The organism is Thermoflexus sp., assembly GCF_025055495.1.
Taxonomy (GTDB): Bacteria; Chloroflexota; Anaerolineae; order Thermoflexales; family Thermoflexaceae; genus Thermoflexus.
The window spans coordinates 1-16,497 of record NZ_JANWXB010000102.1; the positions used below are offsets into that span (position 1 = coordinate 1).

The following is a 16,497-nucleotide window of genomic DNA, read 5'->3' on the forward strand; positions in this document are numbered from 1 at the left end:
GGCAGCCACAGGGGGCTGCCCCTACAAGATGGATGGCCCCCGGAACAGATCGGCCGGGGCGGTGGGGGGAACCAGGATTCGGAGCGAGCGGGGGACGATCTCGAAGACCATCGGCGTATGGCCGATGGGTTCCCCGTCCACCTGGACCGGGACGACGGGGCGGGTTTCGACGACCACCCGGCGCCCGGTGAAGAACTTAACCGCCGGGTCCTGAAGGTGACGGCCCCCGAAAACGTTAAAGAAGTGCCGGATCGCCCACGGGAGCCCCATCCCCCGGAACACGCAAACGTTCAGATAGCCATCGTCCAGCACGGCCTGCGGGGCGATGCGAACCAGCCCCCCATACAACTGGGCGTTCGCCACCAAGACCACCAGGGTGCGCCCTTTGACCCGGCGGCGGCCGTCCACGATGACGGTGGCCCGCATGGCGGGAAAGTCTTTGGCGATCATGGCGGCGGCGATCAGATAAGCCAGGGCTCCCAAACGCTTGGCGTTTCGGGTGCGGGGCTCCATATGTTGCGCGACTTGAGCATCGAGGCCGATGCCCGCCCACAGGAGGAAGTAACGACCGTTGGCCCTCCCCACATCAATCGCATGCTCCTGTGCGGCCTCCAGCAGATGGGCCGCGATCTGGATCCGAAGGGGATGAACCAGGGGATAAACCGGGAGGCCCAGCTGTCTGGCCCACACGTTGCCAGTCCCCACGGGCAGGACCCCTAAGGCCGCCCGCATCCCGACCAGGCCGTTGGCTACCTCGTTGACGGTGCCGTCCCCCCCGGCGGCGATGACCCAATGGAACCCCTCCAGGGCCGCTTCGTGAGCCAGGTCGGTGGCCATCCCTGGACGTTCCGTGATCCGCAGGAAGACCGACCATTGGCGCTCCTCTTGCCATTTACGGGCTACTGCCTGGACCTCCCGTAACATCTCCCGAGGGCCAGCGGCGGGGTTGTAGATGATCATGACCTGACGTGAGCGCTCCATGGTCGCTTCCCTAAGTGTAATCCTTTGAACCATTGCGCCATTTGCAACTTCAGGCAGCGAGTCCGATTCAGGCGCCTTCGGGAAAGAAGCAAGCCAGATCCCTCCCCCTCAGAGATCTTTTTGGGCTGGGGCGCCACCTTCGGCGGCATCCCAGCCCAAAAACCCGCAGGAGAGCTCAGAAGCTCCCCACGGCGTCCGTTATCAACCTGGAGATTGGGGAGCTGAAACCCATCCGGCCAGCTGCGTAACGCCCATCCTCCAAGGGCCATGCGAGGCACAGATGGCTCACCGGGAACGGGGATGCCGTCCGCGCCGTCGTCCCTGGGCGGGAGCAGGTTTCATGGGGGCCAGAGCGGTTTCTTCCTCCGCCTCTTCCTCCGCGATCCGTTCCAGCTCAACCAGCCGGCGGAGCCGCGCCTCCGGCGGGGTTTCCGCCAGCTCGATCATCCGCAGCTGCTCTCGCAGCTCGAAGATCTGATCCCGGAGGGCGGCGGCTTTCTCAAACTCCAGCGCCTGGGCCGCCCGCCGCATCTCTTTCTCCAGCGCGCGGATCAGGCGTTGCAACTCATCCTTGGGCACTGCTGGTGGCCGTCCGGGCGCCTCCGCTTCCTCCGACATCATCTCCCGAACCCGATCGGTGAGATCCCGCACGGCCTTCACAATCGAACGGGGCTCAATCCCATGGGCCCGGTTGTAGGCCTCCTGGATCGCCCGCCGGCGGTGGGTCTCCTCGATCGCCCGGCGCATGGAGTCCGTGATCGTGTCCGCATAGAGGATCGCCGTGCCGTTCACGTGGCGGGCCGCCCGCCCGATGGTCTGGATCAGCGCCGTCTCGCTCCGCAGAAAGCCCTCCTTGTCCGCATCCAGCACGGCCACCAGCGAGACCTCCGGGAGGTCAAGACCCTCGCGCAGCAGGTTGATCCCCACCACGACATCATAGACCCCCAGCCGAAGGTCCCGCAGGATCTCCACCCGCTCCAGGGTCTCGATGTCCGCATGGAGGTAATGGGTGCGGACTCCCATTTCATTCAGGTATTCGGAGAGTTCCTCCGCCAGGCGCTTGGTGAGGGTGGTAACCAGCGCCCGCTCGCCTCGGGCGACCCGCTTCTGGATCTCGCCGATGAGATCCTCGATCTGGCCCTTCGTTGGCCGCACCTCCACCACCGGATCCAGGATGCCGGTCGGGCGGATCAATTGCTCCACAATCTGCTCGGACTTCTCCAGCTCGTAGGGCCCGGGGGTGGCGGACATAAAGATCACCTGGCGAACCCGTCCCTCGAATTCCTCAAACGTGAGCGGGCGGTTGTCCAGGGCGGAGGGGAGGCGGAAGCCATATTCCACCAGGGTCTCCTTTCGGGAACGGTCGCCGTGATACATCCCCCGCAACTGTGGGATCGTCATGTGAGATTCATCGATCACCACCAGGAAATCGTCGGGGAAATAATCCAGAAGGGTCCATGGCGGCTCGCCGGGCGCCCGTCCATCCAGATGGCGGGAGTAGTTCTCAATGCCGTGGCAATAGCCCACCTCGCGGAGCATCTCCAGATCGTAAAGGGTTCGCTGGCGGAGCCGCTCCGCCTCCAGGAGCTTCCCCTGAGCCCGCAGCTCCTCCAGCCGTTGGTGAAGCTCCCGTTCGATCGATTCGATGGCCCGGCGCAGCTTCTCCTCCGGGGTCACGAAGTGCTTGGCCGGGTAGATCTCCACCGTTTCATGGAGGCGGAGCACCTCCCCCGTGAGCGGATCCAACTCCACGAGGCGGTCGATCTCGTCCCCCCAGAACTCAATCCGCAGCGCGGTGTCCTGGTAAGCGGGAAAAACATCCACGGTGTCTCCGCGCACCCGGAAGGTCCCCCGGCGGAAGTCCACGTCATTGCGCGTATACTGGATATCCACCAGGTGGCGCAACAGGTTGTCGCGACGACGGACCTGACCCCGGCGCAGGCGGATGACCACCTGGCCCCAATCGTGGGGGTTACCGATGCCGTAGATGCAGGAAACCGAGGCAACGATGATCACATCCCGTCGGGTGAACAGCGCCTGGGTGGCTGCGAGGCGCAGGCGTTCGATCTCCTCATTGATGCTGGTCTCTTTCTCGATGTAAGTGTCGGTCTGGGGGATATAAGCCTCCGGCTGGTAGTAATCGTAGTAGCTGACGAAGTATTCCACCGCGTTGTGAGGGAAGAACTCCCGGAACTCCGCGTAGAGCTGCGCGGCCAGGGTTTTGTTGTGGCTGATGACCAGGGTGGGCTTCTGGATCTGAGCGATGACGTGGGCGATGGTGAAGGTCTTCCCTGTTCCCGTAGCCCCCAAGAGCGTTTGATAGCGATAACCCCTGCGCAGGCCCTCGACCAGCTTCTCGATGGCCTGGGGTTGATCCCCTGTGGGTTCAAAGGGCGCCATTAGCTGAAAGCGCTCCATGTCGGGTCCCTTTCCTCTTCCTCTTCTTCTTTTTTCTTCTTTCTCCTCCTCGCGACCCTCAGGACGTGGGGAGGAGAGAAAACATCCTTCAGGGGACGGGGCCGGGGGCCTTTGGCCTCCACCCGCCCTCGAAAACCCCCGGATCGAAGATCGGGCGGCGTTTCACTGCGGACTGACGGGGAATAGAGCATCAATGGCCCCATCCCCCTTTATCCCCTCTCCCTACAGCTCTTTGGGCCGTAGGGATTGTGGATGGAGCCGGACGCCGAAGGGGACCGACTCCGTCCACAACGCACCGCGAGGAAGCGAACGGCGTCATTCCTAATGACACCATATCGAATTTTAAGCGGCAAGTCCGATCGAGGCGCCTTCAGGAGGGAAGCAGGTCAGGCTCCCTCTTTCCTTACCCCTTCCCGGGGCCCTCAGGGCCATGGGAAAGGGGGAAATATTTTTGGAAGCTGGGGGCACCGCCTTCAGCGGCCTCCCCCGCGCCGAAACCCCCATCGAAAGGGCGATCCGCCCTAAGGAAGCGCTACTTAGAAGCCCCATCAGAGGCGATGGCCCTTCGGATCTCCTGCGCCATAGCCCGGGCTCGCTGGGGGGCATCCCCGATATGGAGATGGACCTCCATCAGGCGCCGGAGGGTTTCCGGAGCGAGCCACCGGGTGATCTCTGGATCGGCCGCCAAGCGTTCCGGCAACGGATTCGGTGCGCCGGACCGCACCGCCTCCCACGCGGCCATGGCATGATCCCGCAGGCGGGCGTGGAGCGCCTGGCGGTCGGCGCCGGCCCGGGCCGCAGCCATTAGGATCGGCTCCAGCGCGGCGAAGGGAGCGTAACGCTCCAGGTTGCGCCGCAGCGCTTCCTCACGGATCTCTATGCCCCGGAGGATCCGAAGCGTGAGCTGGAGGATCTCATCGGCGGCCAGGAAGGCTTCCGGCAACAGGATCCGCCGGATCGCCGAGTCATCCAGGGTGCGCTCCAGGAGGGAGTGGGCGGCGGTTTCCCATATGATCGAAGGCAGCGCTCCCAGATAGCGGGCGAGGGCATTGATCCGCTCCGCGAGGACCGGGTTGCGCTTGAACGGCATCGCCGATGAGCCCACCTGACGAGCGCCGAACGGCTCCGACCATTCCCCGAACGGAGGGGCTTGCAACAGACGCAGGTCAAAGGCCATCTTGTAAAGCGACATGGCCAGCCCAGCCAGTGCGACCAGCGCCTGCCAATCCTGTTTGCGCGGGTAAATCTGGCCTGCCACAGGGAACGCGGCTAGGTCCAGCGCGGCCATCGCCCGTTCCTCCATCTCCGAAGGCGTCACGCTGGTCCCCTCCAGCAGGGCCGCATAAGAGGCTCCTGTCCCCACTGCCCCTTTGAAGCCCTTTCCCCGGATTGCGGCGCGGCAGCGGGAGATCTCCTCCCAGTCCCTCAGGAGATCCTGGCCATAGAGGGCCAGACGATACCCCACCGTCGTGGGCTCAGCGGGCTGAAGGTGGGTCCAGGCCATGCAGGGAGTTGCCGCCCAACGCTCGATGGCCTCCGCCAGGGCTTCCAGGACCTCCCGCAGGCGATCGCGGATCAGATCCAGAGCGTCCCGAATCCGGATTGCATCGGCGTTGTCCTCGATGTCCGCGGAGGTGGCGCCCAGATGGAGCGCGGGGCCGCCCTGAGGAGCCTGTTCCGCGAAGGTGAGAAGCTCGGCCATGAGATCGTGCCCGATCTCCCGCTCGATCTGCTCCGCCCGCTCCAGATCGATGGTCTCGACGTGGGCCTCCAGGTCGGCCAGCTGCTCAGGGCGGACCAGGCCCGCGGCCATCTGGGCCCGCGCCAGGGCGACCCATACCCGCCGCCACAGCCGCCGGCGGTGGGCCTCCGACCAGATCCGGCGCATCGCCGGGCTTCCATATCGCCAGGTAAAGGGGGAAAGAAAGGTCTCGTGCGTGAACATCCCGGACTCCGACGGCAGGATCCTCCCGATCTTCCCTTCCCACCATGTCCCACCGCGGCCTGGCCCCTAGGCGTAGGGGCACGCCGCGGCATGCCCTTACATGACCTCCAGGATCTGATCGCGGGCGGGGCCTACGGAGACATAACGCACCGGCGCGCCGGCCAGCTCCGCCAGACGACGCAGATACCCCTGCGCCGCCTCCGGCAGATCCTGCCAGCGCCGGGCTGTGGAAGTGGGTCCCGTCCATCCAGGCAGGCGTTCATAGACCGGGGTCACCTGCTCCAGAACCGGTGTGTCGGGGACGTGAGTGAGAACCTCTCCGGAAGGAAGGCGATAGCCGACGCAGAGGGGGATTTCCTCCAGGCCATCCAGGACATCCAGTTTGGTGACCGCCAGGGCGGTGAAGCCGTTCAACCAAGCCGCGTGACGCAGGGCCACCCCATCCGGCCAGCCGCAGCGGCGGGGGCGGCCAGTGGTCGCTCCGAATTCCCATCCTTCCCGAGGCCCCCCCCGGCGCAGGCGCTCCGCCAGTTCCCCATGCACCTCCGTCACCAGGGGACCCTCTCCCACGGCGGTGGCGAAGGCCTTCACCACCCCGATCACCTCCTGGATCGCCCGAGGGGGGATCCCCGCGCCGACGGCCGCATAGCCCACCAGAGTATTCGAGGAGGTCACATAGGGATAGATGCCCCAATCCAGGTCCCGCATCGCCCCCAGCTGGCCCTCGAGGAGAACACGGGCATCCCGCCGCAGCGCCTCCTGGAGCATCGGAATGGTATCGATGATTCGATCCTTCAGGTGCTCTCGCCACCCCTCGCACCGGGCGATCAGCTCCTCCAGAGAAGGGGGCTCCCCGTTCAGCGCGACCATCCGTGCCGAGATCGCTGCGTAAGCCTGCTGGAGGCGCCGGTGGAGCCAGTCCCGATAGAGGAGATCGCCCATCCGCAGGCCGATGCGGGCCGCCTTGTCGCTGTAAGCCGGCCCAATGCCGCGGCGCGTGGTGCCCAGCGGGCGATCGCCCCGTCCTCGTTCCTCCAGCTCATCCCGCTGGCGGTGATAGGGGAAGACCAGATGGGCGCGATCGGAGATCCAGACGCGGGAGGTATCCACACCGGCGGCTTCGAGCTCCGCCAGCTCCTGGAGCAACGTATCGGGGTTCACGACGGTCCCCGCGCCGATGATGCAGGTCGTTCCCGGATGGAAAACACCGGAGGGAACCAGATGGAGGCGGAACGTTCCATACTCGTTCACCACCGTGTGGCCTGCGTTGTCGCCGCCCTGCACCCGCATAACGATCTCGGCCTCGCGGCTCAGGTAATCGACAATATGGCCCTTCCCTTCATCCCCCCACAACGCGCCGACCACTGCGATCACAGGCATGCCCTTGCCTCCAGCGAAAACAGATAACAGCCCCAACGTCTCTCTCCCATCAGACAGCCCATCCGCGCAGGAGTTACGCCGTTGAAAGCCCGCAGGACGGGATGGCTTCGACCCCAAAGCTCCCGCGAGGAAATCCGCTGCGAAGCTCCTCCAGCCAATCACCGGTTCCCTTCCGGGGAATTTCAGGATGGGCGGGGCCGTCTTCGGCGGCCCCGCCCATCCTGAAAATGTGGCGTTATATAGCCGCTTCGGGCCGCGGGGGGAAGAAAAGGAGGGGCTTGCCCCGCACGAGCCTTGGGCGAATCCAATCGGTGAGTTCCTACCTCTCGGGTTTATGCACCCGGCGTGTCTTCTCGCACGCTGAGGTCGATCACGCGCCCCTCCCGCTCGACCGGCTCCGCGCGAGGAGCTTCCAGCATCGGGAATTCCGGCTCGGCCCCGGGCATCACCGATTGCCCCCGGAAGTATCCGCCCTCATCGATGACCAGGGAGCTCGCGTTGATCTCCCCCCACACCTTTCCGGTGGAGAGGATCTCCACCCGGCCGGAGGCATGGATTTTCCCGATCAGCATGCCTGCCACCGAGACATTGGTAGTGCGCACCTCTGCCCGAACCCGCGCGTTCTCCCCAATGATCAGGTTGCCGCTGATCTCCATCGAGCCTTCGAAGATGCCCTCCACCCGAATGGTTCCATCGCCCTGCAACACGCCTTTGATCACGCAAGTCGGACCCAGCACAGTTTCCATGGGCGCGCCGGGGCTCGCCGGTTTGGGCGCCGCCAGCACTTTCTCCGGCTTCGATCGTCCGAACATTGTTCGCCTCCTCACGAATGAATATACTCTACTATAGAGAAAACCGTTTGGGGCTGTCAAAAGGGTTAGGAACCCTGATCGATGCCCGGTTTTGAAAGACGCTTCCGCACGCCCTGGAAGGAGATCCTCCGCCGCTTTGTGATGAAGCGCGATTTCGGAACCCAAAGCCCTCGGGGGCTGGACTCCCGAGCCGAGAGTTCGGATCGAAGGCTCCATCGCTCGAGGGAGAGGGGAGAGGAGCCCTTCCCCTTCGTTGAACCCCATCCTCAGCACTACTGCTTTGACCAGTTTATGAAACACGATGGGCAACTTCCAAGCTCTCCCGAGGGTTTTGAGGCTGGAGGCCGAAGGTCCCAACTCCGTCCCTGAATACCCCGGATCATAAAAGGATTGGGCAATGAATGCGCGCCCTTCTTTCTCCGCTCGCTCCAGAGGGACATCCCACGCCGGGCAGGGCCCGGGATCCTCCCTGCCCTCGGAATGGTGTGGCCGCTGAAACGCCCAGGATTCAGTAAAAAGGAGGGCGCGATGTATAGCGTGGTGATCCTGGCGGGTGGCCAGAGCCGCCGGATGGGAAGGAGCAAAGCCTTCCTGGACTGGAAGGGGCGTCCGCTGATCGTCGATTTGATCGACCGCTTTCGCTCAATCTCCGACGACGTGATCTTGATCGCCCCCGATCTCAAACCCTTTCAAGGCCTCAGCGCTCGCCTGGTCCCCGATCCCTCGCCCCCGGTAGGCCCCCTGGGAGGATTATGGTCCGGTTTATTGAGCGCGTGCTATGAATGGGCTTTCGCGATGGCCTGCGATATGCCCCTGGCGGATCCGCGCGTGGTGGAATGGATGTTCGAACAGCGAGAGGAGGCCGATGCGGTCGTCCTGCTCGATGACCAGGGGCGCCCGGAGCCGCTGCACGCGCTGTATCGGGTCTCCTGCCTCAACGCCATCGCTTCCGCCCTGGCCTGCCGACAGCGAGCGATGTTCGCCTTTTATCCGGCGATCCATGTGCGCTATCTCCCGCCATCCGCCTGGCGCACAGTGGACCCGGAGGGCCGCTCATGGCGGAACATCAACACGCCCAGGGATTGGAGGCGGCTCCTGAAGGAAATGGGAGGATGAGCGGGCTGGGGATGGCGGCTTTTGGCCACCATCCCCAGCCCGGCGCCTAAACGGAAAGCCGCAGCCGCGCGTAGGCCAGCGCCCCCAGCAGCCCCACGTCATCTCCCAGGGCGGCCCGGACGATCGGGGTGATGTAATCGGGAGCCATGGCGCGCTCTCGAGCGTAGGCGCGGATTTTCTCCAGGAACCAGTCGCCAGTTTTCATCACCCCGCCGCCCAGGATGATGAGGGTGGGGTTGAAGATGTGCCAGAAGCTGGCGATCCCGACCCCCAGGTAGAACGCCGCTCGATCCATGATGGCGCTCGCCACCGGATCTCCCCGCGTTGCCGCCCAGGCGACATCGGCGGCGGTCACGGTGGCCGGATCCGACCAGGGCACCGGCTCCCCCCGGGCCCACGCCTCCCGGGCCATGCGGGCGATGGCCGTTCCGGAGGCCATCGCCTCCAGACAGCCCTTCTGTCCGCAACTGCAGCGCGGCCCCTCCCGGGGTTCCACCATGATGTGCCCCAGCTCCGCCCCCAGCCCGTGGGCGCCCTCCAACAGGAGGCCGTGGGTGATCACCCCGCCCCCGATGCCGGTGCTGATGGTCAGATACACCAGGTGGGCATGGCCACGACCCGCCCCGTATTGCCATTCGCCCAGGGCGGCCAGGTTGGCGTCGTTGCCGACAAAGCATGGCACGCCGAACCGCTCCCGAAGCCGATCGGTCAGAGGGACGTTCTCCCAGCCCAAGTTGGGCGCGGTGAGCACCACGCCGGTCCGTGGGTCCAGGGGGCCGGGAACGCCCACGCCCATTGCCTCCACCAGTTCGTCGGCCGGCCACACCTCCTGGATCGCCTCAATGATCCGGGCGATCACCGCCTCCGTGCCCTCCTCCGGCCGGGTAGGACGCCCCACTCGGGCCAGGATCCGCCCTTCCCCATCGCAACGAGCGGCCCGGATGTTCGTCCCGCCGAGATCCACCGCGATGTAGACCATGAGGCCCTCCGGTTCGGACTTTAGATCGATAGCGCCTCGTCTGTTTTGGATTCGGGGGTTGTCGGGGCATCGCGGGGGAGCCCTTCAGCCCCCCGTTCCGCCTTCCACCTTCCAGGTTGACCGATCAGCCCTTCGGCGCCTGAAGATGGATCAACCGCCGGCGGCGCGGCGGAAGGTAGCCGCGGCCCCCGCCGGGAACAACCGGCGCGGCCAGCGTCCGCAGACCCTCGGCGGTGGCCTCGCAAACCTGATTCGGCCGGGGGTTCTCCAGATAGCGCCGCATCGCCTCGTAACCGGCCTCCAGCATCTGGGCTGTTTTCGAGAAATCCAGAAACGAGATCTCCCGGAAAGCCGTCAAACAGATGTGATGAACGGTTGCTGGCGTTTGCAGGGCGTCGTATAGATCGTCCAGGGTCTGTTCGCTCAGCACGGTCTGGTAGGCGGTCATGGCGATCTCGGCCACGCCATGCCGCGGCGGGAGGACCTGGGGGCTGAAGCTCAGGTCGAGCACATACAGCTCCTCCGCCCCCTTCTCGATGGCGATGGTGATCGGCACGGCCGCCACCACCCCGCCGTCTACGAGCTGCATGTTCCGGAAGCGCACCGGCGGATGGATCACGGGGACGCTGGCGCTGGCGAGGACCGCTTCGAGCAACGGCGCGGAGGGATCCTCGCCGAAAAGGATCAGGCGCTGGGTGCGCAGGTCCGCCGCCGTAACGTAGCATGGCCGCCGCAGATCCCCGAAGGTGCGGACGCCTGGGGGGAGGTGCGCCTGCAGGACCCGACGCAACCCCGATCCGTCGAACAGGCTGTCCTGATGCGTCAGGAGACGCCAGAGCGCGGTGAAGAGATGGCCGGGGTAGATGTCGGCGCGGCGGACGCGGCGCCAGGCGGCCGCCAGGCGCTCCACCCCGTCCGATGTCGGATCGATCGCGAAGGCCACGGCGTTGATGGCTCCCGCCGAGGTCCCCACGAGGAAATCCGGCTCGATCCCGCGCTCCAGCAACGCCTTCAGCGCGCCCACCTGAAGCGGGCCGCGGTTGCCTCCTCCGCTCAGCACGAACGCCCGCCGCGTCACGCTCGCTGGGCCTCATCCCGGAGTGTGGAAGGAGCAATGTTCCCAGTAGAATTGTAAGCGGGAGAGGGGCCGTCCGCGAATGGGGGCACGAATGCACGAATACGCGAAGGGTGGAGGAAGCGCCGGTCCGGATCCGCGGCTCGCACTTTGCCTGGCGATGCACTGGAGATGGGGAGCTGAAGCCGGTCTGGAAGGCAATCAACCCCCTTCCTTTCTCTGCAGCCCGCTGGACCACGAGGAGGGAGGAGGACACATCTTTGGGGTACGAGACCGGAAGCCTCGGGCCCTCAGCGCCGTCTCTCGAAAGCCTCTCCATCCCAGAACGACGAAGCGATGGGATCCTCGACGATGGGACGCGAGTGTGTGAAGGGAGCGTGAAGCGCCGGTTCTGATCGGCTGTCAGGGCCCGGGGACAAGAGGCGCGAATCCGCAAAGGGTGGATGGAGCACGGATCCCGGGGGAGGTTGATCGATGGACCGCGAGGCGCTGGTCAGAGCCGCGGACGCTATCCTAGAAGCCCTAAGCGACCTGGGCGTGCCCTTCGCTGGCCCCGCCCGCTCGGCCGTGCACGCGCTGGACAGCCTCCGTCGCGCCGATGAGGCCCGCCGTCGCCTCGAGGAGCTGCTGCAGAAGGCCAGGGAAGACTTCAAGGTCCGGGCCCGCCAGGAGGGACTCGAGGAGGTCGCTCAATGGGTGGCCTCCCTTCCGATAGCGGATCTCCCGACGTTCCGCCAGGCCCTCCAGGCGCTCCTGCAGCAATCGGATGAGAGGGACCTCCTCCACAAGCTGGAACAAGAGCTGAAGCGCGTCCCGGGCCTGGACGAGGCCCGACGGGCGCGCGCGCTGGCCCTTTTGATGGACTGCTTGCGGGCGCGCCTATCGAGCGACGAACAGTTCCGTCCGGTGATCACAGCCCTCAGCGTCCTGCGCACCGAGAAGCAACTACAGGCGCTGCAAAGCGCAGTCGATCGGCTCCAGGAGGCCGTGAACGCCCTCCTCGGACTGCCAGAGGACGTCCTGGTCTGGCCGGTCCGGCGGCTCGACGAGCCGATCGCCGAGCTCCGCGCCTACCACCTCCACCCGAAATACCGCCTGGTCCCCTACACCGGGGTTGCCTTCGAAGGGATGCGGGACGATCTGATCGAATGGGCGCGAGGCCTGGAGAAGGCTCAGTCGCCCGTGGGTTTGCGCCTCTACGTCGGCCCCGGGGGTGCTGGGAAGACCCGGTTGCTCATCGAGGCCGGCGAGGCCCTGCGGGCGGAGGGGTGGTGGGTCGGCTTCCTGCGGGCGGGGCGGCTGACCCCCAACAACGCTCCGATTCTGTGCCGCGACGCCCGCCCCACCCTGCTCATCATCGATTACGTCGCCGACCGCTCGGAGGAGGTCCGCATCCTGCTGCGGGCGGCCGCTCGAGCCCTTCGCGAGCGCACCGCGCCGCTGGCGATCGTCCTCCTGGAGCGAAGCCTTCCGCCCTGGTTGGAGAAAGAGCTCAGCACGTATGTCGACCCCGATTATGTGAACTGGCCGGAGTTCCTGTCGCTCCCTACGGTGGAGAAAGCGCCCCGGGAACTCCCGAGTGTTGAAGAAGTTGACCGTTCAGCCTTTTTCGAGTCCGCCCTCCAGCGTTTCCGGGAGCTCTGCCCGATCGATCCCCAGAAGCCCATCCCCCGTTACGCGCTGGCGGAGCTCCCGGAGTCACCGCTCCACATCCTGCTTCTGGCGATGCTGACGGTGGAAGGCGTTCAGGTGGACCAGGCGGCCCGGCCTGAGCAGGTGCTGGAATACGCGTGGAGCCGGGAGCGGAGCGCGTGGGAGCGCCACCTGCGGCCTCTCATCGGCCCGATAGAAGAGTGGCTTGGCGAGGCGGTCGAGCGGGTTGAGGACCTTTGCGTTGTAGCCACGCTGGGCCGCCGGTTCCCGAGCCCCGAGGCCATCGAGGCGTTCCTCCGGGAGCACGCTGAGCCGTTGCCGAACATCCGCTGGAAGGACTTGGCGCAACGGCTCCTCCACATCTTCCCCCACGCGGAGGACGGGATGGTGCCGCCGATCGTCCCGGATCCCCTGGCCGACTTCGTGGTGGCGCAGCGGCTGAAGGAGCGCCCGGAGCTGCTCCGCTGGGCGCTGCCAACGCATGAGGAGGCGGAGAGAGCGCCCGAGGAAGCGGCGCGAGCAGCCCGTCAGGCCCTGAGCGTCCTGGCTCGGATTTGGGAACAAAACGAAGAACAGGCAGAAAAATGGATGAAAGAAGTGGCAGATCATGTAGTGGCCTGGCCATTGATAGCCTGGAGCGAGCTGGAAACACTCCTGCCAAACCCGGTCTACACCCTGGCGCTGCGCGAATTCCTGGCCGCATTCTATCGTGGCCGCCTGGATCAGGTGTTTCTTGACGAAGAAAGAGCGAGGATATGGAACAACCTTGCGGCCGCCCTCTATGCACTGGGTTGCCGTGAGGAGACCCTCCAGGCCGCGCAGGAAGCCGTCGCGCTCTACCGCCGGCTTGCTGAGCGGGATCCCAACGCGTTCCTCCCCAACCTTGCGAAGAGCCTAAACAACCTAGGGTTGGTGCTTGCCGACCTGGGCCGCCGTGAGGAGGCCCTCCAGGCCGCGCAGGAAGCCGTCGCGCTCTACCGCCGGCTCGCTCAGCAGCACCCCGATGCCTTCCTCCCCCACCTGGCCGCAAGCCTCAACAACCTGGGCGCAGCGCTTGCCGAGCTGGGCCGCCGCGAGGAGGCCCTCCAGGCCACACAGGAGGCTGTCCAGATCCGCCGCCAGCTCGCCGCCCAGCACCCCGATGCCTTCCTCCCCCACCTGGCGATGAGCCTAAGCAATTTGGGCTTGGTGCTTGCCGACCTAGGCCACCGTGAGGAGGCCCTCCAGGCTGCGCAGGAAGCCGTCGCGCTCTACCGCCAGCTCGCCCAGCAGCACCCCGATGCCTTCCTCCCCGACCTGGCGATGAGCTTAAACAATCTGGGCAACCGGCTTGCCAACCTGGGCCGCCGTGAGGAGGCCCTCCAGGCCACACAGGAGGCTGTCCAGATCCGCCGGCGGCTCGCCCAACAGCACCCTGATGCCTTCCTCCCCGACCTGGCCGCAAGCCTCAACAACCTGGGCTTGGTGCTTGCCGGCCTGGGTCGCCGTGAGGAGGCTCTCCAGGCCGCGCAGGAAGCCGTCACGCTCTACCGCCGGCTCGCCCAGCAGCACCCTGATGCCTTCCTCCCCGACCTGGCGATGAGCCTGAGCAACCTGGGCGCGGCGCTCGTCGACCTAGGCCGCCGCGAGGAGGCCCTCCAGGCCATGCAGGAAGCTGCCGCGCTCTACCGCCGGCTCGCTCAGCAGCACCCCGATGCCTTCCTCCCTGATCTGGCGATGAGCCTCAACAACTTAGGTGCAATGCTTGTCGCCCTGGGCCGCCGTGAGGAGGCCCTCCAGGCCGCGCATGAGGCTGTCCAGATCCGCCGCCAGCTTGCCAAGCAGCGCCCCAACGCCTTCCTCCCTGACCTGGCGAGGAGCCTAGCGACTTATGGGTTTGTCCTTATGAAGTTGGGCCGGGCCCGCGAGGCCCACGCTGCCTTCGCTGAAGCGTTGCAGCAGATCCTCCCCCTTGCGCGCGCCTATCCAGCCGTGTTTGGGGAGCTTGCGGATGCTCTACGCACGGCCTACCTCCAGACCTGCCGGGCAACCCGCCAGGAACCAGACAGGGAATTGATCGAATAGAGGCAATAGGGGGGACAAACGAGAAGAGATCTTTCACCTATACGGGAAGGAGCTGATTTCCCCATCACTGACGTAGAAGCTGTTCCGCAACCTCGTGCCATCGCCGGGCGGCGGCCTCCCAGGTGAACCGGCAGGCTCGGGCGAGGCCCGCCGCCCGCCGGGCCGCCCGCCCCTCGGGGTCCGTCAGCGCCCGGCGTAAGCCCTCGGCGATCGAGGCGGTTGAGTCGGGATCCACCAGAATCCCCGCCTCGCCAGCCACCTCCGGCAGCGAGGAGGTCCACGAGACCACTACCGGGGTCCCGCAGGCCATCGCCTCCAAGGCCGGCAGCCCGAAGCCCTCATACCGGGAGACCAGGGCGAACGCCGCCGCCGCCGAATACAGGGCCGGCAGGTCCTCATCCGCCACAAACCCCAGCCAGCGGATGCGCTCCATCAGCCCGGAGCGCCGGATCGCCTCGAAGGTCCCCTCGGCCTTCCACCCTTTCTCCCCCACGATCACCAGATGGCCGTCGGGGAAGCTTCCCTCGCGGACCAGCGCGGCGAAGGCCTCGATCAGGCGCGGGTAGTTCTTGCGCGGCTGCACCGTCCCCACTGTCAGCACGAACGGCCACGGCCCCAGCCCGTAGCGCGCCCGCACCCGCGCCCGTTCCGCTTCGTCCTCCACCGGCCGGAAGCGCGGGTCTACGCCGCTGTAGAGCACCGTGATCCGCTCCTCCGGCACCCCATACAGGCGGACCAGATCCCGGCGAGTGGCCTCCGAGTCCGCCAGGACGTGGGTCGCCCGGCGCACGGCGCGGGGCACGTTCCGCCGCAGGTAGGCCACCAGGGGCTCCGGCAGCGTCTCCGGCATGATCTCGAACGAGAGGTCGTGCACGGTGAGCAGGGTGGGCCGCCCGGGCCAAGTGGGGGGGAGCAGGAAATCGGGGGAGTAGACCAGGTCCGCGGGCCCTGCCAAGGCCTCCACCGGGATCGGCAGGCGCAGGCGGTGCCAGAGCCAGACCATCCCGCGCTCGGGCAGGGGAGCCGGGCGCCGGCGGACCCCCGGCCCTTCCGCCCACGTAGGGGGGAACCGGACAGGGCCGGCGTAGAACAGCGTGTAGCGGTGCTCGGGGAACGCCCGCAGGATGGCGCGGGTGAGCTCCCGGGCGTAGCGCCCGATCCCCGCCCCCTGTCGCACCGCCGCCGTGATGTCGATGAGGATGCGGGCCATCGAAGGGCTCCGTGGAAGGCTGAGCGGATGGGCCCTTGCGGGCCCTGAGCGGCTGAAAGGAGTTCCCGTTCGTCGTCGGGAATTTCCCGGGCTCGCTCTCTTCGCGAACAACCCACGGTGCTTACGCGCCAAGCGGACGGGCACTTATGTGCCTGACTACGAGCGAGGCGCGGATAGGCACGGATGGGCCCTACCGAGAGCGACGGGCGCTGACGGGCTCTTCTACGAGCGGTCGGCGTCGGCCCATCCGTCCCCGACCCCTTTCAGGGGACGCGCAAGCAGGATGCATCGGGGCACATCCGTCTCGCCTACTTTCCGAAGGGAAACACAGCTGGCCACGGATATGCCGAGCGACGGGCGCTGACGTGCCCCACTACAAAACGGTTTTTCGTTCGTAGTAGGGCTCGTAAGTGCCCGTTCTTCGTCTCTTCGTCCTCAGGCGAGCGCTTTGCTTCATAACCGTGCCGCAGGCAAAACCCGCGCTCGCCGTCGAACTCGCGAGTGTCCGCTCTCTCTGTGGAAGACACGTAATAGGACTTCACGGGCACGGACTCCAGAACCCATAATGGCTTCCGCCCCGCCCAGGTAGGCGCCCAGCCGGCCGGGCAACGCTTTCTGAAGCAACGGATCGCCCTCTTGATTCAGGGGAACAAGCGAAGGGATAAGTCCGCCTCAGGCAGCCCTCCATACGTATCATTCGTGTATTCGTGTCCCATTCGAGGACACCAATCGGCCAGATGCCCCGGGCTTGCGGTGGAACCGCGACGGGATGTCCACCGACGACTCGAATTATAATCATACCCGGTTGCTGGCCTCCGCATGGAGGAGAGCGCCGCAGCGCTCCAGAGGAGAACCGCACGGGGA

At 66.1% G+C, this 16,497-nt stretch carries 10 protein-coding genes; 2 read left to right on the forward strand and 8 right to left on the reverse strand.

What is annotated here, in order from left to right:
- Positions 1-21: 21 nt before the first annotated feature.
- The 5 genes from NZM16_RS03495 to NZM16_RS03515 all read right to left on the reverse strand — a co-directional run bounded on the left by NZM16_RS03495 (position 22) and on the right by NZM16_RS03515 (position 7,536).
- A complete protein-coding gene (locus NZM16_RS03495) occupies positions 22-981 on the reverse strand; it encodes a diacylglycerol kinase family protein (protein WP_295478572.1) in 960 nt (319 codons plus the stop codon).
- 285 nt (positions 982-1,266) lie between these two features.
- Positions 1,267-3,399 (reverse strand): excinuclease ABC subunit UvrB, encoded by a 2,133-nt coding sequence (gene uvrB / locus NZM16_RS03500; protein WP_295478575.1) that lies wholly within the window; start codon positions 3,397-3,399, stop codon positions 1,267-1,269.
- Positions 3,400-3,931: 532 nt separating this feature from the next.
- A complete protein-coding gene (gene purB / locus NZM16_RS03505) occupies positions 3,932-5,344 on the reverse strand; it encodes an adenylosuccinate lyase (RefSeq protein ID WP_295478578.1) in 1,413 nt (470 codons plus the stop codon).
- Between the two features lie 96 nt (positions 5,345-5,440).
- Complete coding sequence (locus tag NZM16_RS03510) at positions 5,441-6,724, reverse strand: adenylosuccinate synthase (RefSeq protein ID WP_295452028.1); 1,284 nt, start codon at positions 6,722-6,724, stop codon at positions 5,441-5,443.
- Between the two features lie 332 nt (positions 6,725-7,056).
- Positions 7,057-7,536 carry a polymer-forming cytoskeletal protein gene (locus tag NZM16_RS03515; RefSeq protein ID WP_295452029.1) on the reverse strand — a complete coding sequence of 160 codons (480 nt, stop codon included), beginning with the start codon at positions 7,534-7,536 and terminating at the stop codon, positions 7,057-7,059.
- A 528-nt stretch (positions 7,537-8,064) separates the two neighbouring features.
- Here NZM16_RS03515 and NZM16_RS03520 point away from each other — a divergent pair.
- Entirely contained in the window at positions 8,065-8,652 is a 588-nt protein-coding gene (locus tag NZM16_RS03520; protein ID WP_295452032.1) for a molybdenum cofactor guanylyltransferase, read from the forward strand.
- A gap of 46 nt (positions 8,653-8,698) precedes the next feature.
- On the opposite strand, the gene NZM16_RS03525 is transcribed toward NZM16_RS03520, so the two are convergent.
- Positions 8,699-9,631: an ROK family protein gene (locus tag NZM16_RS03525; protein ID WP_295452034.1), complete on the reverse strand. Its 933-nt coding sequence runs from the start codon at positions 9,629-9,631 to the stop codon at positions 8,699-8,701.
- A gap of 124 nt (positions 9,632-9,755) precedes the next feature.
- Entirely contained in the window at positions 9,756-10,709 is a 954-nt protein-coding gene (locus NZM16_RS03530) for a patatin-like phospholipase family protein (protein ID WP_295478581.1), read from the reverse strand.
- Between the two features lie 471 nt (positions 10,710-11,180).
- Here NZM16_RS03530 and NZM16_RS03535 point away from each other — a divergent pair, with 471 nt between their 5' ends.
- Positions 11,181-14,423, forward strand: coding sequence for a tetratricopeptide repeat protein (locus NZM16_RS03535; protein ID WP_295478584.1), 3,243 nt, complete (start codon positions 11,181-11,183; stop codon positions 14,421-14,423).
- A 64-nt stretch (positions 14,424-14,487) separates the two neighbouring features.
- Here NZM16_RS03535 and NZM16_RS03540 read toward each other — a convergent pair whose 3' ends face one another.
- Positions 14,488-15,633: a glycosyltransferase family 1 protein gene (locus tag NZM16_RS03540; protein WP_295478587.1), complete on the reverse strand. Its 1,146-nt coding sequence runs from the start codon at positions 15,631-15,633 to the stop codon at positions 14,488-14,490.
- Positions 15,634-16,497: the final 864 nt, after the last annotated feature.

Excerpts from the sequence above, each read along its gene's own strand:
- NZM16_RS03495 (WP_295478572.1), bottom strand. The coding sequence starts at position 981 with ATGGAGCGCTCACGTCAGGTCATGATCATCTACAACCCCGCCGCTGGC.
- uvrB (WP_295478575.1), bottom strand. The coding sequence starts at position 3,399 with ATGGAGCGCTTTCAGCTAATGGCGCCCTTTGAACCCACAGGGGATCAA.
- purB (WP_295478578.1), bottom strand. The coding sequence starts at position 5,344 with ATGTTCACGCACGAGACCTTTCTTTCCCCCTTTACCTGGCGATATGGA.
- NZM16_RS03510 (WP_295452028.1), bottom strand. The coding sequence starts at position 6,724 with ATGCCTGTGATCGCAGTGGTCGGCGCGTTGTGGGGGGATGAAGGGAAG.
- NZM16_RS03515 (WP_295452029.1), bottom strand. The coding sequence starts at position 7,536 with ATGTTCGGACGATCGAAGCCGGAGAAAGTGCTGGCGGCGCCCAAACCG.
- NZM16_RS03520 (WP_295452032.1), top strand. The coding sequence starts at position 8,065 with ATGTATAGCGTGGTGATCCTGGCGGGTGGCCAGAGCCGCCGGATGGGA.
- NZM16_RS03525 (WP_295452034.1), bottom strand. The coding sequence starts at position 9,631 with ATGGTCTACATCGCGGTGGATCTCGGCGGGACGAACATCCGGGCCGCT.
- NZM16_RS03535 (WP_295478584.1), top strand. The coding sequence starts at position 11,181 with ATGGACCGCGAGGCGCTGGTCAGAGCCGCGGACGCTATCCTAGAAGCC.
- NZM16_RS03540 (WP_295478587.1), bottom strand. The coding sequence starts at position 15,633 with ATGGCCCGCATCCTCATCGACATCACGGCGGCGGTGCGACAGGGGGCG.